The sequence below is a fragment of the Parabacteroides sp. FAFU027 genome (assembly GCF_022808675.1).
In the GTDB taxonomy this organism is placed as follows: domain Bacteria; phylum Bacteroidota; class Bacteroidia; order Bacteroidales; family UBA7332; genus CAXXIC01.
The window spans coordinates 18737-37893 of the sequence record NZ_JAKZKV010000015.1; the positions used below are offsets into that span (position 1 = coordinate 18737).

The 19157-nt window shown below is 43.2% G+C and carries 17 protein-coding genes; 14 read left to right on the forward strand and 3 right to left on the reverse strand.

What is annotated here, in order from left to right:
• Positions 1 to 4 precede the first annotated feature (4 nt).
• A complete protein-coding gene (locus MLE17_RS17035) occupies positions 5 to 274 on the reverse strand; it encodes a co-chaperone GroES (RefSeq protein WP_243349925.1) in 270 nt (89 codons plus the stop codon).
• A gap of 561 nt (positions 275 to 835) precedes the next feature.
• On the opposite strand from MLE17_RS17035, the gene MLE17_RS17040 reads away from it, so the two are divergent.
• The 3 genes from MLE17_RS17040 to MLE17_RS17050 are packed head-to-tail and all read left to right on the forward strand — an operon-like array spanning position 836 to position 2497.
• Positions 836 to 1150 (forward strand): hypothetical protein, encoded by a 315-nt coding sequence (locus MLE17_RS17040; RefSeq protein ID WP_243349926.1) that lies wholly within the window; start codon positions 836 to 838, stop codon positions 1148 to 1150.
• 59 nt (positions 1151 to 1209) lie between these two features.
• On the forward strand, positions 1210 to 1851 hold the full coding sequence (locus MLE17_RS17045; RefSeq protein ID WP_243349927.1) for a uracil-DNA glycosylase: 642 nt from the start codon (positions 1210 to 1212) through the stop codon (positions 1849 to 1851).
• A 25-nt stretch (positions 1852 to 1876) separates the two neighbouring features.
• Positions 1877 to 2497, forward strand: coding sequence for a hypothetical protein (locus MLE17_RS17050; protein ID WP_243349928.1), 621 nt, complete (start codon positions 1877 to 1879; stop codon positions 2495 to 2497).
• Between the two features lie 366 nt (positions 2498 to 2863).
• Here MLE17_RS17050 and MLE17_RS17055 read toward each other — a convergent pair whose 3' ends face one another.
• Positions 2864 to 3532 (reverse strand): Crp/Fnr family transcriptional regulator, encoded by a 669-nt coding sequence (locus MLE17_RS17055; protein WP_243349929.1) that lies wholly within the window; start codon positions 3530 to 3532, stop codon positions 2864 to 2866.
• Positions 3533 to 3897: 365 nt separating this feature from the next.
• Here MLE17_RS17055 and MLE17_RS17060 point away from each other — a divergent pair, with 365 nt between their 5' ends.
• A complete protein-coding gene (locus MLE17_RS17060) occupies positions 3898 to 4773 on the forward strand; it encodes an ATP-binding protein (RefSeq protein WP_243349930.1) in 876 nt (291 codons plus the stop codon).
• A 132-nt stretch (positions 4774 to 4905) separates the two neighbouring features.
• A complete protein-coding gene (gene hcp, locus MLE17_RS17065; RefSeq protein ID WP_243349931.1) occupies positions 4906 to 6552 on the forward strand; it encodes a hydroxylamine reductase in 1647 nt (548 codons plus the stop codon).
• Between the two features lie 622 nt (positions 6553 to 7174).
• On the opposite strand, the gene gldG is transcribed toward hcp, so the two are convergent.
• Complete coding sequence (gldG, locus tag MLE17_RS17070; protein WP_243349932.1) at positions 7175 to 9562, reverse strand: gliding motility-associated ABC transporter substrate-binding protein GldG; 2388 nt, start codon at positions 9560 to 9562, stop codon at positions 7175 to 7177.
• Between the two features lie 191 nt (positions 9563 to 9753).
• On the opposite strand from gldG, the gene MLE17_RS17075 reads away from it, so the two are divergent.
• The 9 genes from MLE17_RS17075 (at position 9754) to MLE17_RS17115 (ending at position 19096) form a co-directional block, all read left to right on the forward strand.
• Entirely contained in the window at positions 9754 to 11835 is a 2082-nt protein-coding gene (locus tag MLE17_RS17075) for a beta-galactosidase (RefSeq protein ID WP_243349934.1), read from the forward strand.
• 104 nt (positions 11836 to 11939) lie between these two features.
• Entirely contained in the window at positions 11940 to 12581 is a 642-nt protein-coding gene (locus tag MLE17_RS17080; protein ID WP_243349935.1) for a vancomycin high temperature exclusion protein, read from the forward strand.
• Positions 12582 to 12660: 79 nt separating this feature from the next.
• A complete protein-coding gene (locus MLE17_RS17085) occupies positions 12661 to 13257 on the forward strand; it encodes a hypothetical protein (RefSeq protein ID WP_243349937.1) in 597 nt (198 codons plus the stop codon).
• Between the two features lie 257 nt (positions 13258 to 13514).
• Positions 13515 to 15113, forward strand: coding sequence for a hypothetical protein (locus tag MLE17_RS17090; RefSeq protein WP_243349938.1), 1599 nt, complete (start codon positions 13515 to 13517; stop codon positions 15111 to 15113).
• A 60-nt stretch (positions 15114 to 15173) separates the two neighbouring features.
• A complete protein-coding gene (purU, locus tag MLE17_RS17095) occupies positions 15174 to 16049 on the forward strand; it encodes a formyltetrahydrofolate deformylase (protein ID WP_243349939.1) in 876 nt (291 codons plus the stop codon).
• A 42-nt stretch (positions 16050 to 16091) separates the two neighbouring features.
• The gene (gene hisH, locus MLE17_RS17100) at positions 16092 to 16682 is read left to right on the forward strand and encodes an imidazole glycerol phosphate synthase subunit HisH (protein ID WP_243349940.1); all 591 of its coding nucleotides are present in this window, start codon (positions 16092 to 16094) and stop codon (positions 16680 to 16682) included.
• A 4-nt stretch (positions 16683 to 16686) separates the two neighbouring features.
• Positions 16687 to 17406 (forward strand): 1-(5-phosphoribosyl)-5-[(5-phosphoribosylamino)methylideneamino]imidazole-4-carboxamide isomerase, encoded by a 720-nt coding sequence (gene hisA, locus MLE17_RS17105; RefSeq protein WP_243349941.1) that lies wholly within the window; start codon positions 16687 to 16689, stop codon positions 17404 to 17406.
• Positions 17407 to 17533: 127 nt separating this feature from the next.
• The gene (gene hisF, locus MLE17_RS17110; protein ID WP_243349942.1) at positions 17534 to 18292 is read left to right on the forward strand and encodes an imidazole glycerol phosphate synthase subunit HisF; all 759 of its coding nucleotides are present in this window, start codon (positions 17534 to 17536) and stop codon (positions 18290 to 18292) included.
• Between the two features lie 78 nt (positions 18293 to 18370).
• Positions 18371 to 19096 carry a porin family protein gene (locus tag MLE17_RS17115; RefSeq protein ID WP_243349944.1) on the forward strand — a complete coding sequence of 242 codons (726 nt, stop codon included), beginning with the start codon at positions 18371 to 18373 and terminating at the stop codon, positions 19094 to 19096.
• Positions 19097 to 19157: the final 61 nt, after the last annotated feature.

A 19157-nucleotide genomic window follows, 5' to 3' on the forward strand; every position in this document is an offset into this window, starting at 1 on the left:
TGTCTTAAATAATAGCCAAAACGTCAGACTGACGCATGATTAAGAACTTGTCGCCATCCAGTTCGATCTCAGTTCCGGCATATTTGCCATAAAGAACCTGATCACCGGCTTTCAGGATCATTTCTTCATCTTTAGTACCCTGACCTACAGCGATCACTTCGCCTTTCAAAGGTTTTTCTTTTGCTGAATCAGGAATGATGATTCCACCGATAGTTTTCTCCTCGGCAGCAGCTGGCTTAACCAGCACTCTGTCTGCTAATGGTTTAATGCTCATAATTGTGTTATTATTTAAGTTGTTAATTGAAAATTGATGAGTGCGCATCAGGCACACGCCAATAGTTTTAGCGAATATCGTGCCAAAAAACTTTCGCCCGCAAAGTCAGACAAAGTGTGACAAAATTTCCGATAAGTATGACAGACAGGGCGATTGTTGGCAGAAAATCGGAATTATAATGGTCACTCAGACAACTACAAAGTTTAATTCAAAATAAACCCTCCAGAGACACTAAACATTAAGATATATTTCATACATTCGCAAATAACCCCAAAATACATTGATATATTTTCAATAATTCCTCAAGGGGATTAAAGTTTTCATCAAGGGGAATGAATCCCCCTGTAAGAAAATTCAATTTTACTTCAAGGGAAATGAATCCCCAAGCAGGGAAATTTAATCCCCCATCAAGGGGATTGAATTTTACTGCTGGGGGAAACAATCCCCCAACACGGGAAAAGGCTCCCCAAGGAGGAAAATCAGAAGTTACCGATGGGGGAAACCGTCCCCCCGGATAAACATAGAGATCATAAATTATTTGTCTAACTAAATCTACGCACAATGCCAAAACAAGGTTATGCAGAACAGGTCAGCAAAAACGAATTGATGCTGTCCGGATTGAAAAACAATGCCGGTAAACTGAGTCGTCGGGGAATCGACGAAGCATTTATCAGCCAGTACGAAACAGATCACAAAGCGACAATCGCCCTCAACAATGAGCAGGAAAGGCTCAAAGCTGAGCTCAAGTTGAAGACATCCGAACTGGAAGCACGACTTGAGAAAGTGAAAGCGGCTACCTCCGAAGCTTCCAAGTTGGTGAAGATGGACATCCCGCAAGAGCAGTGGAAGGAGTTTGGAATTACTGTGAGTAAGTAGGAATTTCAAGAGGCTCTGCCGGTGGGTGGGGCCTCTAAATATTAAATCATAATACGAACATGGATAAAATACAGAACTTCATCGAATATCTCAGTTTAATCAGAACAAGCGAAAATGCTGAAAACTTATACAGTGGAAACACCGTCGAAAGTCAAATTAGAAGACATAACCTAAGTATTTATCTTACACTAATGCAAGAAATATCACCATCGATTTTACTTGTAGGGGAAGCTCCAGGATATAAGGGATGTAAATTAACTGGAATCCCTTTCACTAGTGAAGATATTTTATTATCAAAAACTCATGGAAAGATACTTGGTAAGCAAAATGGATATAAAACCATTAATCCAGAAAATAGATTACAAAACGAAGCATCTGCATCTATAGTTTGGAACGAGTTATCAAGCTACAAAAAATACCCTATTATGTGGAATATTTTTCCCTTCCATCCGTTTGTGCTTTCTAATAGTAATTCAAACAGATGTCCCAATGCCAATGAAATTAAGTTAGGACAAAGAATCTTGATAGAATTTATTGCTTTATTCAATATCACTAAAATTGGTGCAGTAGGTAAAAGAGCTGAATATGGGATAAAAAATCTTCAATTAGATATTGAAACTCAATACATAAGACATCCATCTCATGGAGGAACAAAGCAATTTAAGGAACACTGTTGTAATTTATTCCAATCAAATAACTAGATCCTAATCAAAAAAAATAATTCAAATGAAAAAAGCCGTTTTACTTCTATGCTTTGTATATTTTGCGTGTAGTCATATCAACGCACAAATAATAGCCAAAACACAGAAGAATAATCTGAAAATAATAACAGGAATAGAACAACTTCCCGAAGGAGAAAAGGCTAATAGTGTCATATATAAGACCTTCAACTTCAATGAGAAATTTGGCGAATATGTTCTAAGTAAATTAATTAGGGATTCGACTATTTTTGAATATAATAATCATGGTCAAATCTCACATGCTACAAAATATAAGATTAGCTATGATATCGAAGGTGAAGACAGAATAATACCAATTATCTCTAAGTCAATGGATATTCAATATAAATATGATTCAAATAACGCTCTAATTGAAGAGTTTGATTTACAACAAAACTATCCTATAGCCAAATACAAAACAAACAAGTTTAAACAAGTCACATCAAAAACAGAATATAATTCAAGCGGCCGCGAAGAAAAGAAAACAATATATCAATATGATATAAAAGGAAAAATAACAATGAAAACTGAGGAAGTAAGTATGATCCGAGGTTCAATAATATATAAATACGATATTAACAATAATATCGAGGAAGAAAAGTCTTCAACTGTTCTAAACCCCAAATAATATATAGTCAAAAAATACAAATACCAAAACAGCAATCTTATTGACTATAAGCAGATCTATTATAACGAAAAAGGTGGCATCAAATTCAGATACAATGGTGGACTTAAACACTTCACTTATAGTTTAACAAACAATCCAAATAACAATTGGATTAAGCAAATTACGATAGAAGTAAAGGAAGATATTTCGAAAACAAATAAGAAATTAGAGCAAACCGAACGTATTTTCGTCTCTCTTTTGAACTAAATATCATTCAATAAATCGGTATAGATTATTGGACGGTCTTATAAAAGTCTAAAACTGCATCACCATTAAAAAGCCGTTTAACCAGCACTTAAAGACTGATTAAACGGCTTTCTTAATTATCTACATCGCCACCTTCTTCAACCGACTCACATCCAGCAGCGTCATCTTCTTCCGCTCGATGGCAATCAACCCCTCATCTTCCATCTCCTTAAAGGTTCGGGCCAAAGAAGGACGCGCCACACCAAAGATATCTGCCAACTCCTGCTGCGTCTCTTCGAGGATGATGGTTTGGGAGCCTGCCTCTATGGAGCGCTTGAGGAGGAAATCGGCAATCTTACTCTTGATAGTACGGAAGGTCAGGAAGTGAATCTTATCCGAAAGGAACTTGCTGCGGTTGGAGATTACGGTGAGGTAATTGAGCAGCACTGTCTTGTTTTTCTGCAACATATCGGTAAATACTTCCCGGCGTACAAAGAGAATCTCACAATCCTTCAACGCCACCACCGAAACCGGTAATTCATTCTTCTCGGCAAAAATAAACGCCGTGGCAATGGCAAATGGCGCTGAAATCTCTTCAATCACAATCAACCGACCTGACGAATCGACCATTTGCCCCTGCACAGTACCGTCAAGAATAATCATCAGATTGTTGCACGGTTCGCCCTGCAGGGCGACAATATCTTTCGTCTTGAACTTCTTAATCTGGTAGAGCCCCTTTTCAAACAGCTCTTCCGTCTCTTCTATTTTCAATCCCCTGAACAAGGGATTACGGATAATCGTTTCAAACATGTGATTGACACCTCCCTGCCCCTCCAAAGGAGGGGAGTTTTTACTACGGTATTATAATCTTTATTATTCGCACAAATGATACGGATTTCTTTCTTATCGGTAAAAATCTGAGTTGCAAGCATCCTTGTCATCTGTATAGTAAAAACAAAAGTAGAAAAAATTCGGTGGTTGTAACATGCGTTACAAATTTGCCCGTTGTGCTCCCCTACCTTTGTGCTATCAAAAGGAACAGAGGTTCGCAGAAAATGTTCGCTCAGAAAAATTTTTCAGAAAAAAAATGACGGTTGTAACATGGGTTACAAATTAAGATTGAACGCCGCGATACCTTTGCAATATCAAAACAACGAAACAACAACTCAAACAATATGAAACGTACCATTATAAAAATAGACGAGGAACTTTGCAACGGTTGCGGCCAGTGCGTGAGCGGATGCCACGAAGGAGCACTGCAACTCATCAACGGAAAAGCGGTGATGATTAGTGAACTCTACTGCGACGGACTGGGAGCCTGCATCGGTGATTGCCCGGTAGGCGCTATCGAACTTGAAGAGCGCGAGGCAGAAGCTTACGATGAAATCGCCGTAATGGAACGCATTTCTTCGAAAGGAGAAAAGGTAGTCCTGGCTCACCTCAAACACCTGAAAGACCACGACCAACACGAATTCCTGCAACAGGGAATCGATTACATCAAAAAGAATAATCTACCGATTTCAATTGACTCACTTATGGATAAACCCAAACCTGTATTTGCAGGACATCACGAACATGCCGGTCATCACGGTGGCGGTTGCCCCGGTAGCCAGGCAAAATTCTTTGCCAAACCAGACATCAAACCGGCAGGTGTGCAATACGCCTCCCAATCAGAGCTTCAGCAATGGCCGGTTCAGCTACACTTGCTCAGCCCGATGGCGCCTTATCTGACCAATGCGGATCTGCTGCTAGCTGCTGACTGTACTGCTTTCTCGGTAGGTGATTTTCATAGCACACACCTCAAAGGCAAACGACTGGCGATTGCTTGTCCGAAACTCGACACCAACAAAGAGGTGTACATCGACAAACTAGTCGCGATGATTAACGATGCTAAAATCAATACCCTTACAGTTATGATCATGGAAGTGCCTTGCTGCGGCGGATTGCTTCAGATTGCACAGATGGCAACAGCACAAGCCTCCCGCAAAATCCCGGTGAAACTGATCGTTGTAGGGTTGCAGGGAAATATCATCAAGGAGGAATGGGTGTAAAGACCTCCCCTAACCCCTCCAAAGGAGGGGAACAAAAAAACAAAATCAAATAAATTATAAATCAAATTGGCCGAAGCCCTTACCCCCTCCCCTTTGGGGAGGGACGGGGTTGGGTCTCAAATCAATCGAATAATGGAAAATATGTTTTGTTTTCAGTGTCAGGAAGCCGCTAAAGGCACCGGCTGTACAATAAAAGGAGTGTGTGGTAAAGACGACAAAACCGCCAACATCATGGACTTGCTTATCTATGTGAGCAAAGGAATCTCTGTCGTAAACGAACAACTGCGCACACAAGGCGCTAACAAACCTGAAGTAGATCACTTCATCCTCGACGCACTATTCTGCACCATCACCAACGCTAACTTCGACGTGGAAAGCATCTCTGCCCGCGTAACCAAAGCCGTAGCGTTGAAAGCTGAATTGCTGAAAATAGCAGAAGCAGCCGGAATCGCGGTTCCGCAAATTGATGAAGTAAAATGGGCGGGTACACCTGAAAACTACGAAACAGTAGCTAAATTGGTCGGCGTTTTGAAAGAGAAAAATGAAGACGTGCGTTCGTTGAAGGAACTGGTAATCTATGGTTTGAAAGGTATGGCTGCTTATGCAGAGCACGCTTACAACCTGGGCTTCGTAAAAGACGAAATCAGCACTTTCATCCAGCACGCTTTGGCTCAAACCACCCGCACAGACATCTCTGCTGACGAATTGGTTGCCCTGACTCTCGAAACCGGCAAATACGGTGTGGACACTATGGGCTTGCTCGACACAGCCAACACTACCCGCTACGGTAATCCTGAAATCACTTCTGTAAACATCGGCGTAAGCAACAAACCGGGTATCCTCATCAGCGGTCACGACCTGAAAGATATCGAAGAGCTGTTGGCTCAGACTGAAGGAACCGGTGTGGACGTATATACTCACAGCGAAATGCTTCCGGCTCACTACTATCCTGCATTCAAGAAATACAGCCACTTCGTAGGAAACTACGGTAACGCATGGTGGAAACAACGCGAAGAATTCGAAAGCTTCAACGGCCCTGTACTCTTCACCACCAACTGTATCGTTCCGCCACTGGATAAAGCCGGTTACAAAGACCGTATTTACACAACCGGTTCTACAGGCTTCCCGGGCTGGAAAGTGATTCCTGCCCGTGAAGATGGCAAAACCAAAGATTTCTCTGAAATCATCGAACACGCAAAACGTTGTGCTTCTCCTACCGAAATCGAATCAGGTACTATCGTAGGTGGTTTCGCTCACGAACAGGTATTTGCTTTGGCTGATAAAGTTGTTGACGCTGTAAAAACAGGCGCTATCCGCAAATTTGTGGTGATGGCAGGTTGCGACGGACGCATGAACAGCCGCGATTACTATTCTGAATTTGCACAAGGTCTGCCACAAGATTCTGTAATCCTGACTGCAGGTTGCGCGAAATACCGTTACAACAAATTGCCTCTCGGTGACATCGGTGGTATTCCCCGCGTACTTGACGCTGGTCAGTGCAACGACAGCTACTCATTGGCTCTGATTGCATTGAAACTGAAAGAGGTATTCGAACTGGAAGATATCAACGAATTGCCAATCGTGTACAACATCGCATGGTACGAGCAAAAAGCGGTAATCGTATTGCTGGCTCTGCTTTACTTAGGTGTGAAAAACATCAACCTCGGACCAACATTGCCTGCATTCCTTTCTCCAAACGTAGCAAAAGTATTGGTAGAAAACTTCGGAATCGGCACCATCTCAACTCCGGAAGCTGACCTGGCTGCCTGGGTAGGATGATAAACCGGGACTCATAACCCGTCATAAATTGTTTTTAACCCTTCAACCCTTGAACGGCGGCTCGCTACGGTGAGTCGCTGTTTTTTTTTATTGGGACTGTAACTTTTCCAAAGTTTAGAACTTTGGAAAAGTTTACACAGATAAGATTCTCTGCCGTTGAATTTCATTCTGGTTGAAGCCTACATTCAACCCAAGCGTTTATTTACTCAAAAAATTCTCCAGACATCAAATAAAACAGTTTTTTGACGCTCCGGATTTTTCCGGACAGGTTTTCAACCGTTTATTTTCACTCTGGTTTCAGCCAGCATTAAAATAAACCGTTGAATATTTACCTATAAAAATATGGGAAGGAAATTGACCGTTTAAAACCATCCTATAAATTTATAGGCTCATTTTTGACGAATGAAAACCTGTCTATAAAAATATAGGATGAAAATCTGTTGCATATTTTAACCCTATAAATTTATAGCGTTAAAATATACGAATTAAAACCGTCCTATAAAATTATAGGCAAGATTTCGACGGTTGAAATCCTGCCTATAAATTTATAGCTTGCAAATTGACGGTTGAAAATTGGCCTATTAAATTACAGATTCATTTTCAACGATATATTCTTGTCTCTTCAGGCACTATATCTTCTTTTCCTATAAATAAATACCCCAATCACCATCAGGCAAAGCAATACGACCGGTACAGTCACAGCCGTCACCTGAATAAGGGTCAGCTTCTCATTCACTTTGGCCTGGTCGAGCAATCGCAACACAAACTGGCGCGAACGCAAGGCGATTTTACCCTGGTCACCCGCCAAATATTCTACCGCATTGACTATGAAATCGGCATTGCCAAACTGCATATCCATAAACGGAACATAGCCGAGGGGAACAGGTGTAGGCTGTCCGTTCTGTGCCTGGCGAATCTCATTGCGGATAATGCTTCCCGTGGAAACGACAATCATTTTCCCGCCCTGACTTTCATTCAGGCGCTGACCCTGCACGCTATCCGGTACAAAACGGTTATTGAAGAGCGAGGTAAATTTTCCTTCCAGCAAGACAGCAACCGGTACACTCGCCGCATTGAAATATCCCTGCGGCAATTTCTGATAGACTGATTGATAAGAAACGGATGCCGGCACACTCAGTATGTGTGTACGCGATGACGTAGCCAACAACACCTCTTTTTTTACAGTTGAATTATCCCCTACCAAGTCCAGCGACGAAGCAAAATCAGCCTTCACCATAGAAATATTGTGGGTAATCAGGTGCGAAGGATTCACCTGCAAGGTCGGCGAAAAATACCACGGTGCCGGGAAAACATCTTCAGCGCCATTCGGTGATTTCAGCGGAATGGAGATGCATTGGGCATCCTGCAAAAGATTCGGATTGATGCGCACGCCGTAATTGAAGAAATAGTCGGTCAGGTTCAGGTCAAGTGCGGCGGCAGTCGTCTCCCCTTTTTCAGCCAGAAGTTCCTGCGGCAAATAAGCGCCATCCACCAACCAGAAAATTCGGCCGCCGTGCATCACGTACTGGTCAAGCACGTATTTGTCCGCTTCGGTGAAACGCTTTTGCGGTTCGGCAATAACCAACACTTTATACGGAGAAAGAATCTGCGGGTCAAGACCAATCATGCCGCGGTCAATGCGGTAACTGCTTCCCAGTTTGTTCAAGGCATCCGACACGTAGGCATCGGGCAGTTCGCCGTGACCTTCGAGGAAAGCAATGCGCGGCGGGGCTTTGCGGGTGAGCCATTGCAGGGCTTCGGTGAAGTTAAGCTCCAAAGACTCGAGCGAGGCATTCAGGTTTTCGTGGGCCGATTTGCCGGGAAGCGTTTTGAGCAACGGCACACGCATGGTATCTTTTCCGCAAATCATCTCCGCCCAAGGGAAGACCAGCTTTTGCGTCACCTTACCCTGGCGGTCTGCCTCATTGACCGAAATGGGTTTCATGCCCCGGGCAATCAGTTTCGAGTAAATCTTATCGCGCTGGGCTTCGGAGGTAGCCGATGGATTGAGGTATTGGTAATAAATGGGAGCTCCCGAGTAGTTGTTGCACTCGTCAATCAGTTCACCTGTCCCGTTTTTCAGTCGGGTAAATGCAGCGTTGAGTTCGCCATCCAGGTAAATATTCACCTGAACCGGCGCTGTCATTCCGCCTAATAATGATTTGGTATAATTGGACAACGAATAGCGTTTCTCCGCCGTCAGGTCAAAACGCAAAAACACATTCCCCGAAATCACAAGCAATATCGCCCACACGCCTACCTGGATAAATAACGGTTTACTTGCCTTGTATTTATCCAGATAAAAAGAGGTCAGTTTGGTGAAAATGAAAAATAGAGAGATAAAATAAAAGAGGTCGCGGGTATCGATGACACCGCGTTGCAAGGATTTATAACGGGCGGTCAGGCTCAACACATCCGACCACGACTGGAAGAATGAGAGTCCGGGGATGCCGCTCAACAATTCAAATCCGTAATAGAGAAATCCGTTTATCAGCAAAGCAATAATAAACGCCACCACCTGATTGGCCGAAACCGATGAGGCGAAAATCCCCACAGCCGTACAAGCAGCCGCCAGCAACAGCAATCCACCATACGAACCCATCACCACGCCCCAGTCGATATTCCCGACCGGAGTGCTAAAGCTGGAAAGCAGCACCGGATGTACCACCGACAGCAGAATACCCAGCGAAACCGTTGCAAACACGGCCAGAAACTTAGCGGTCACAATCCGCCCGCTGCTGATGGGACGCACACGCAGCATATCCCACGTGCCCTGCCGTTTCTCCTCGGCAAAAACGCGCATCGTGAGCGCCGGAATCAGTATTAGCAACAGCTGGGACGAAAGCTGAAAGAGATTCTCTGTCACCGCCAGCCCGCCGTCTGCCAGATTATATTCACCGGGAATGACCCATAAAAACAAAGCTAACGCCACCAGGTAAAGCCCAATCACTACGGCCCCAACCGTGGAACCAATCAGGCTGAATAAGTCTTTTTTGAATAAGGAGAACATCGTATGGTTTTATTTTTTGTATTGTCAGAAATATGCAGGGCGCTAATTTACGGCTTTTTTCCGTGAAGTACTCTGACTATCTTTTAAGCAAACAAAAGAAATCGCACAAAATCATGTAGGAACAATCGTTCAAATTTTCTTACATTTGCTTTCCTTTTAAATCTCACACACTACAATCATTAATTACCACTATGAAAAAAACACTCCTGATGGGATTGGCACTGACCTGCGGCTTGGCATCGCAGGCACAGAAGCAGTTCTTCAAACCCGAAAAAATGGTAGAAACCGGCGTTTACTACTATCCCGAAGCATGGGACCCGGCACAATGGGACCGCGATTTCAAGAAAATGTCCGACATGGGCTTCGAATTTACCCACATGGCCGAATTTGCCTGGGGACAGATGGAGCCGACCGAAGGCCAGTACGACTTCAAATGGCTGGATAAAGCCGTGGAACTGGCGGCTAAACACAACCTCAAGGTCATCATGTGTACTCCATCGGCTACTCCTCCGGTATGGCTTACCCGTAAATACCCCGAGATTCTGGTAGAAATGCAGACCGGACAAACCGGCCAGCACGGCACCCGCGAACACTACTCCTGGTCAAGTGCCAAATACCGTGAACTGACCTCCAAAATGGTTGAAGCGATGGCCAAACACTTCGCCAATGACAAACGCATCTGGGGATGGCAAATCGACAACGAGCCTTCACACTATGGCACCTACGACTACAGCCCGGCTGCACAGGCCAACTTCCGTATCTGGCTCCAGAAAAAATACAAAACTATCGACAACCTGAATAAGGCCTGGGGAACGGCTTTCTGGTCAGCTATCTACTCTGACTTCAGCCAGATTGAAATCCCGAATGAAAAACGCCTTTATTCCGGTATCGCCAGCCCTATCTCGGTGGTGGATTTCAAACGTTTCAGTGCAGATGAATGCGCAAGCTTTGTTTCCATGCAATGCAACGTTATCAAGGCCAATGTCTCTAAAGAACAGTTTGTGACCAGCAACTTCATGCACGGCCACACTGATGTGGATCCGTGGCGCAATAAAGACCTGGACTTCATCTCTTACACCATGTATCCTGTGGCAGGTTATACCAAAGGCGTAGGCGACCAGGGTTTCCGACTGGGTGACCCGTGGAGAATCTCTTATGCCAATGACTTCTTCCGTCCGCTCAAAGGAGTGACCGGCGTTATGGAACTTCAACCCGGTCAGGTAAACTGGGGAAGCTACAACCCACAACCCTATCCGGGAGCCGTTCACGCCTGGTTGTGGAACGCTTTTGCCGGTGGTCTTGACTTTATCTGTTCTTACCGCTTCCGTCAGCCGCTGTTTGGCGGAGAGCAGTTCCACTACGGAATGGTTGGCACTGATGGCGTAACCGAACTTAACGGTGGCCAGCAATACAACCAGTTCATGAAAGAAATCCGCGAGCTGCGCAAATTGTACAAACCCAACACTCAAATGCCGAAGGAGTATGCGGCCCGCAAAACTGCTCTTCTGTATAATGTGGATAATGTGTGGGAAACTACCGTTCAACCGCAGACATACCAATGGAACCAAATCACACACGTTACCAAATGCTACAACGCAGTGAAACTGCTTTCCGCGCCGGTGGACATCGTAGGCGAAGACCGCGATTTGAGCTCGTACCCGGTAGTCATTGCTCCGGCTTACCAAATGGTGGATGAAGCATTGGTAGCTAAATGGAAGAAATACGTGGAAAACGGAGGAAATCTGGTGCTGACGGTTCGCACCGGGCTGAAAGACCGTAACGGACATTTCCGTGAAGCACAGTGGGCCAATGCAATAGTTGATTTGATTGGAGCCAAAATCGCCATGAACGATATGCTTGATAATGATATTAAGGCGAAAGTATCATTCAATGGCAACACATACTTCTGGAACAACTGGGCTGATATGCTTGAGCCGATGCAAGGCACCGAAACCTGGGCAACTTATGCTGACCAGTTCTATGCCGGAAAAGCATCTGTCATCCACCGCAAGCTGGGCAAGGGAACCGTAACCTATATCGGAACTGACACCGACGATGGTAAGCTGGAGAAAGACGTGCTGAAAAAAGTATATGAATTAGCAGGAATCAGCACCAATGAACAGCCTGAAGGCGTAATGGTCAACTGGCGTGACGGATTCTGGATTGCAGTCAACTACTCATCAAGCAACGTAACGATAAACATTCCACAAGATGCTAAAATCATCTTCGGCACGAAGGAGTTAACTCCGGCAGGAGTGGTAGTCTGGAAGTAACCATATCACAATATTTGGAAACGGGAAGTCGGCTTCGGCTTCCCGTTTTTTCAACAATCAAAATTATTATCTATGTTTGTGGAAATCGATAATCGAAGTAAAATATGACACGTTCAGGAAAAATCAAAATTACTGTTACATCAATCACAACCATAATTCTGATATTCTCAATTTTGGCTAATAAGTCGGTAATCAGGTATAGTAGCCCTTACATATCTGATAATATCAACAAACTTAATCCAACCAAATGTGGACTTCTGCTTGGCACAAGCCGGACATTGAAAAATGGTAGTCCAAATGATTTCTTTTATAAGAGAATTGAAGCTACATTGCAATTATACCACGCAGGAAAAATCAAACACATTATTGTCAGTGGGGATAATAGCAAGCAAGATTACAACGAACCGATGGATATGAAAATGGAACTGATTAAAAGAGGAGTTCCCGACAGTGTGATACACCTCGATTATGCCGGATTCCGCACATTTGACTCTGTGATAAGAGCGAAAGAAATATTCGGCCAAAATACTTTTATTATCATATCTCAGAAATTCCATAATGAGCGTGCTGTTTTCATCGCCCGAAAGAATGGAATTGAAGCATTCGGTTATAACGCACAAGAAGTTACCGCTTTCAAAGGATTCAAAACTAAATTGCGGGAATTATTCGCCCGGAATAAAGTTTTCATTGATTTAATATTTGGCTATAAGCCAAAATTTCTGGGAAGCAAAATTCCAATCAAATAAAAAACGACACCAGCTTTCATCAATTAGCAAATCAAACAAAAGCCCTTAAATAGCCGTTTTATAATAAAGCACACAGGTCATGAAATTAGAACAACGACGGCTTTGGGACTATAGGGAATTCACCCTTTCAGACAAGGAGATTAACATTCGAATGGAATCTCCCATGGAAGATATTGAACTAACCTTAAAGTATGAGGATTTAGGATTCGAAACTGCCTATGTTCGAAAGAAATCTCTTGGAGTTGTCCTAGCGGTTATAATTTTCACAGGCTTAGTCATCGGTTCACTCATCTGGAAAAATCTGACCTTTACGACACCCTCCTCCTGGATTGTGGTAGCCAGTTCGCTTATCATATTCATAATATTTTTACTAATTGTCTATGTGGACAGAAAGCCTCAAATTGTAATCAAAGGAGGGAAAGAGAGTTTTTCTATCTTAGCTGACTCACCGAACAAGCAGGAAGTGGATAAATTTATCCAGACCCTTCATGAAAGAATGACACAACGCATCATCGACATCGAAATCCGGCCTGACGATCCGAAAATGGAGTACAGCGCACAAAAAGAAGCGCTGGAAACCCTCCTTGACAACGAAGTCATCAGCCGTGAAAAATTTGAAGAGGTCATCAAACAGCTAAAAGAAAAGCAGCGTTCAAAACCGGCCATAGGCTTTTAACTCCTGAATAACACACACTTAGAAAACCGACTTTATGACGATGCAGACAAAAACCTGGTTGCGGTTTGTCTCATCGTCATTTTTGTATATACATTTTCACTAAAGCATTTCACCGTATCAATTATTTAACTAAATTTGGGGTGTTAAATATCCAAACAAAGGCCTCCAAACCGATGTTTTACCGTTGAGAAAATAAGATTGCCAAAACCACAAAAGCAGAGCTGCCCCTAGGCTCTCTTTATAAACAGACTTGCGTTATGAGCAAATTTCATATTATCAAAATCAGCCTGACTGTGGCAATTATCGCAGTTGTTGCTGCCGGCGCTTTTTTTGTATATCAAAAATTCGCAGACGAACATTCTGCTGCCCGCACCGACCTGATGCGTATTATCCCCGAAAATTGCGATGCATTTATAGCCATCGACAACCTGAAAGACCTCGACAGCATCAAGCAAAACTACCTCATCCAGGCATATCTCAAGAATAAAAGTAACCCCTCAATCATCAAGACACTCACTAACCTTCAACCCTATTTCTCTAAAGGAAACTGGTCGGGCACCGAAAACAGCCTGCATCAGATGATTATCTCTTTTCACACTTGGGAAAATGAGCATGGAGAACTTCTGCTTTTTAAAATGGCTGCCGGAGATAAGGAGAGGATTGCCGATATGCTGGACCAACACTTCAAGTCATCATTTGCACCAATGATTGAAAAAAATGCAGGAATTGAGATTACCCACTATTACGTCACAACAGGGGTTAGTTTTCACTGCTTTTATTACAAAGGAATCTTTGCCGGAAGTTTCCAGAACCGTCTTATTGATGAAGCGATAATGCGAATTTCTACTCCTAAAGGCAAACTTGAAGAACCTGATTTTATTGATATTGCCAAAGACAGCGAGAAGTCCTCGTCTTTAAAGTTCTTCCTCAGACTAAATGGAATTCCGCTTCATTACGGCAATACACCCGACAAAGTGGATACGCTCAACCTTACCGAATGGATTGCACCCGAGCTCTCTTTCAGCAAGGATAAAGTAACAATGAGTTGCTACACCTCTCCTCTATATGAAAAGCAGAATCGCCTCTGCTTGTTTATCGGTCAAAACGGTGGACAAGCATTAAACCCCGACATTATCAGTAAAAATTGCCCCGTTTGCCTTCACTACGGATTAAGTGACCGGGATCGTTTTGTACAAAATCAGGAACGTTTCTACGGTAGCCAGGAGAAAGACACCACCTTTTTTCGAAAAGATTTTATGAGCGTTGACTCCATTTTCGGGAATCACTTTGAGGGAGAAATCAACATTGCCTACTACCCCGTGCTGGTTCCTGAAAAAATTTATCAGAAAGTTCTCTTAATCAAACTGGATAATCTGAAAGATGTTGCAGAACGACTGGAATCCCTCCACGCTAAGATTGATAAGGCAAACGAGAAAATGGTTAAGCTACCGTTGAATCAAAAAGGATTTCCGGAAAAATTATACACCGGAATGTTTGGACAAATCTTTTCATTGGGTGACCCGATAATCTATTGCGACACTATTCAAAATTACCTGGTGCTTTCAGGCCGTTCGGAAACAGTCGACTCCTATGTAAAAGACATCAAAAAAGGCGATAATCTGACCAAAGTATCCTGGTATCGACAAATTGCACCGGACATTGACAAAGAAAGTAATATTTGCTTCTTCGGCAAAGGTGACTCTTTTATTGAAGACCGCTACATTCTACCCTTTGGATTGCCCAATTTCCTGACCGAGAATCCCTATCTATTCAGGAAAAACACGTTTTGCTTTCAATTTAACGCCGAAGAGAGTTTCATTTACTCAAATGCTGTCATAAAAGCGCTTAAACAGTAACGGATTGGCCTGCCTTATGAGGGAAATTGCTATCTTTGCATCTCAAAATTTAATGGAAAAATGGCAACAACTGAGGCAAATCAATCCACCGCAATATTACTGATTCACTGTCCCGATAAACCGGGTCTGATTGCGTTGGTAACAGACTTTATCAACGCAAATGGTGGTAATATTATCTACCTCGACCAGCACGTGGACCGTACTGAAGGGGTATTTTTTATGCGTGTAGAATGGGAACTGGAAAACTTCGTGATTCCCCGTGATAAAATCAATGAATACTTCGGTACACTCTACGGGCAGAAATATGACATGGATTTCCGCCTCTACTTCAGTGATGACACGCCGCGTATGGCCATTTTCGTTTCCAAAATGTCACACTGTATCTACGACCTGCTGGCACGTTACATTGCCGGCGAATGGAATGTTGCTATCCCGGTCATTATCAGCAATCACCCGGATCTACAGACAGTAGCCAAGCGTTTCGGAATTGAATTCCATTGTTTTCCAATCACGAAAGAGACAAAAGCCGAACAAGAAGCGCTTGAGGTTGAGCTATTGAAAAAGCACAAGATTGACTTCATCGTTTTAGCGCGTTACATGCAGGTGGTTTCTCCGAACTTTATCAAACAATACCCGAACCGAATCATCAATATCCATCACTCATTCCTGCCTGCTTTCGTAGGTGCAAAACCTTATCATGCAGCGTTCGAACGTGGAGTAAAACTAATTGGTGCAACCAGCCATTATGTAACCAGCGACCTCGATGCCGGCCCGATTATCGAACAGGATATTGCCCGTATCTCTCACAAAGACACGGTGAAAACCCTGATTCACAAGGGACAGGATTTGGAGAAAATCGTTCTTTCCCGAGCAGTGGAAAAACATATCGAACACAAGGTGTTGACCTACAAAAACAAAACGGTTTTATTTAACTAATCCTGAGAGTCGAATATTCCGATTCATCAAGAACTTACAAGAATGAAAGTTGCAATTTTAAACTATAATGCCGGTAATATCTATTCTGTAAACTATGCATTGAAACGCTTAGGCATAGAGGCTGTGATTACCGACAACAAAGAGGAACTTCAGTCGGCTGACAAAGTAATCTTCCCCGGTGTAGGTGAAGCCGAAACCACGATGAATTACCTTAAACAGCATCGTCTGGACGAATTGATTGTTAATCTCAAGCAACCGGTCATGGGTATATGTCTGGGGATGCAGTTGTTGTGTCGTCATTCTGAAGAAGGTGATGTGAACTGCCTGAACGTCTTCGATGTGGATGTAAAACGATTCATTCCACAAAAACATGAAGATAAAATCCCCCACATGGGATGGAACAGCATCTACAATCTAAACGACAAGATGTTCCCCAAAGAGCTGGAAAACGAATTCGTCTATTTCGTACACAGTTTCTATGTGCCGATAAATGATTTCACGGCTGCCACAACGGATTATATCCAACCATTTAGCGCAGCTTTGCAAAAAGACAATTTCTACGCTTGCCAGTTCCACCCTGAAAAAAGTGGGAAAGTAGGTGAAGCCATTTTGAAACAATTTATCTCCCTATAATCAAATGATCGAACTCGTTCCCGCAATAGATATTATCGAAGGAAAATGCGTACGTCTGACGCAAGGTGACTATAACCAGAAAACCGTTTACAACGAAGACCCGCTTGAGGTTGCCAAAATGTTCGTTGACAATGGACTGAAACGCCTTCACCTGGTTGACCTTGACGGCGCAAAAGCTCAGCATATTGTCAATTATAAAGTACTTGAACGTATTGCCAATCGGACGAACCTTATCATCGATTTCGGTGGTGGATTGAAAACTGACGAAGACCTAGAAATCGCATTCAACTCTGGTGCAAAAATGGTGACCGGTGGTAGCATCGCAGTAAAGAATCCGGATGTTTTCAGTTCCTGGTTGGAGAAATTTGGTCGTGACCGTATCATTCTCGGAGCCGATGTCAAAGACAATAAAATTGCTGTGAGCGGCTGGAAAGAAGAAACCGACCTGCAACTGAATGACTTTCTGAAAAGCTACGTTGATAAAGGTATTTACAAAGTAATCAGTACAGACATCAGCAAAGACGGGATGTTACAGGGTCCTGCCACAGAACTGTACAAGCAAATAATGGCTGATTTTCCTGAATTGTATGTTATTGCCAGCGGTGGTGTGAGTGGTATTGAAGATATCGAGAAACTTGACGAATCCGGTGTACATTCGGTAATCTTTGGAAAAGCCATTTACGAGGGAAGAATCAATCTTAGAGATCTTAGACGATTTGTTTAGGAAACCGCCCCGAACCCCTCCGAACGAGGGGATTTCTGCTCATTATCTTATTTTGAATCTATAATAATCTAATAATAGCACCCTCATTCTCCTCCCCTTCGGGGAGGTCGGGTGGGGTCTTCATCCTATGTTAGCAAAACGAATTATTCCTTGCCTCGACGTCAAAGATGGAAAAACCGTCAAAGGCGTTAACTTCGTGAATTTCCGTGATGCCGGTGATCCGGTTGAATTGGGAAAAATGTACAGTGACCAGGGAGCCGACGAATTGGTTTACCTGGATATTACAGCTTCGCACGAAGGTCGCAAAACATTTACCGATATCGTAAAAAACGTAGCGGCAGAAGTAAGTATTCCTTTTACCGTGGGAGGTGGAATCAATGAGCTGAAAGATGTGGATCGTCTGCTAAATGCGGGGGCTGACAAAGTATCTATAAACTCTTCGGCACTGCGAAATCCCGACCTGATCGGTGAAATTGCAAAAAACTTCGGCACTCAGGTTTGTGTCGTGGCGATTGATGCAAACTTCGAAGCAGATGGCTCCTGGCGTTGTTACCTCAACGGTGGGCGCGTTCCTACAGATCGCGAACTTTTCACCTGGGCCAAAGAGGCAGAAAGCCGCGGAGCCGGCGAAATTCTCTTCACCAGCATGACTCACGACGGGGTGAAAGAAGGTTATGCCAATGATGCACTTCGCCGTTTAGCTGAGGAGCTTCACATTCCGATTATCGCATCAGGCGGTGCGGGAAAAAGAGAGCATTTCCGTGATGCTTTCGAACTGGGTAAGGCTGATGCGGCACTGGCAGCCAGCGTATTCCATTTCGGAGAAATTCCAATGCACGAATTGAAAGAATATCTGCGCCAGAGCGGTATTGTGGTCAGGTTGTAATCAGATTGCTTTATCGGTAGAATTCACCAACCATGCAATTTAAAGATTGAAACAGCGTTTAAAATAGAAAAAGAACTCATGAAGCTTCTCAAATATATTTTGACAGGACTTTTTCTGACTGCCTTAGGTGAGATTTCAGCCCAGAATTTTATGGACCAGAACCAACCGATGGTGGACTTTAAACGGTTACACTTCGGATATCTGGTCGGTTTAAATTCTCAGGATCTTCATTTTTCACATACGGGAATAGATCAAAATGGGAACAAGATTTATGCTGAAATACCGAGTTATAGTCCGGGATTTACAGTCGGATTGGTCGGTGATTTGGCTCTAACACAATATTTCAACCTGAGAGCAGTTCCTTCTTTACATTTTGGAAGTAAAGATCTTGTTTACAATAATCAATCAGGTGTGACACTAGGTAAAGAGTCTATCAAATCCAATTATCTGATGCTTCCTCTGGAGTTAAAATACTCATCGTTGAGATTAAACAATTCCAGACCGTATTTAATGGTTGGGGGAGCTGCTGCTTACGATTTGGCCAGTAAAAAAGACCCGGAAGATTTGATTCGATTGAAGAAGCTGAACTACTTTCTGGAAATCGGGGTAGGTTGCGATTTATACTTTGAGTATTTTAAACTGAATCCGGAGTTGAAACTCTGCATTGGATTGAATAATGTACTGGATAAAGATAGACCAGAGCTATTTGATGATAAAGGGAATGCTCTTCCAAATCTGCAATACACCAATGCTTTATCAAAAGTAACGTCCAATATGATTGTTCTTTCTTTCTTCTTTGAATAAAAACAATTAATCGCTATAACGAAAAAGAGTGACTTTGTCTCAACCGATTCAAAGTCACTCT

Bases quoted from the DNA above. Each gene is read 5' to 3' on its own strand.
- MLE17_RS17035 (WP_243349925.1), bottom strand. From the start codon at position 274: ATGAGCATTAAACCATTAGCAGACAGAGTGCTGGTTAAGCCAGCTGCT.
- MLE17_RS17040 (WP_243349926.1), top strand. From the start codon at position 836: ATGCCAAAACAAGGTTATGCAGAACAGGTCAGCAAAAACGAATTGATG.
- MLE17_RS17045 (WP_243349927.1), top strand. From the start codon at position 1,210: ATGGATAAAATACAGAACTTCATCGAATATCTCAGTTTAATCAGAACA.
- MLE17_RS17050 (WP_243349928.1), top strand. From the start codon at position 1,877: ATGAAAAAAGCCGTTTTACTTCTATGCTTTGTATATTTTGCGTGTAGT.
- MLE17_RS17055 (WP_243349929.1), bottom strand. From the start codon at position 3,532: ATGTTTGAAACGATTATCCGTAATCCCTTGTTCAGGGGATTGAAAATA.
- MLE17_RS17060 (WP_243349930.1), top strand. From the start codon at position 3,898: ATGAAACGTACCATTATAAAAATAGACGAGGAACTTTGCAACGGTTGC.
- hcp (WP_243349931.1), top strand. From the start codon at position 4,906: ATGGAAAATATGTTTTGTTTTCAGTGTCAGGAAGCCGCTAAAGGCACC.
- gldG (WP_243349932.1), bottom strand. From the start codon at position 9,562: ATGTTCTCCTTATTCAAAAAAGACTTATTCAGCCTGATTGGTTCCACG.
- MLE17_RS17075 (WP_243349934.1), top strand. From the start codon at position 9,754: ATGAAAAAAACACTCCTGATGGGATTGGCACTGACCTGCGGCTTGGCA.
- MLE17_RS17080 (WP_243349935.1), top strand. From the start codon at position 11,940: ATGACACGTTCAGGAAAAATCAAAATTACTGTTACATCAATCACAACC.
- MLE17_RS17085 (WP_243349937.1), top strand. From the start codon at position 12,661: ATGAAATTAGAACAACGACGGCTTTGGGACTATAGGGAATTCACCCTT.
- MLE17_RS17090 (WP_243349938.1), top strand. From the start codon at position 13,515: ATGAGCAAATTTCATATTATCAAAATCAGCCTGACTGTGGCAATTATC.
- purU (WP_243349939.1), top strand. From the start codon at position 15,174: ATGGCAACAACTGAGGCAAATCAATCCACCGCAATATTACTGATTCAC.
- hisH (WP_243349940.1), top strand. From the start codon at position 16,092: ATGAAAGTTGCAATTTTAAACTATAATGCCGGTAATATCTATTCTGTA.
- hisA (WP_243349941.1), top strand. From the start codon at position 16,687: ATGATCGAACTCGTTCCCGCAATAGATATTATCGAAGGAAAATGCGTA.
- hisF (WP_243349942.1), top strand. From the start codon at position 17,534: ATGTTAGCAAAACGAATTATTCCTTGCCTCGACGTCAAAGATGGAAAA.
- MLE17_RS17115 (WP_243349944.1), top strand. From the start codon at position 18,371: ATGAAGCTTCTCAAATATATTTTGACAGGACTTTTTCTGACTGCCTTA.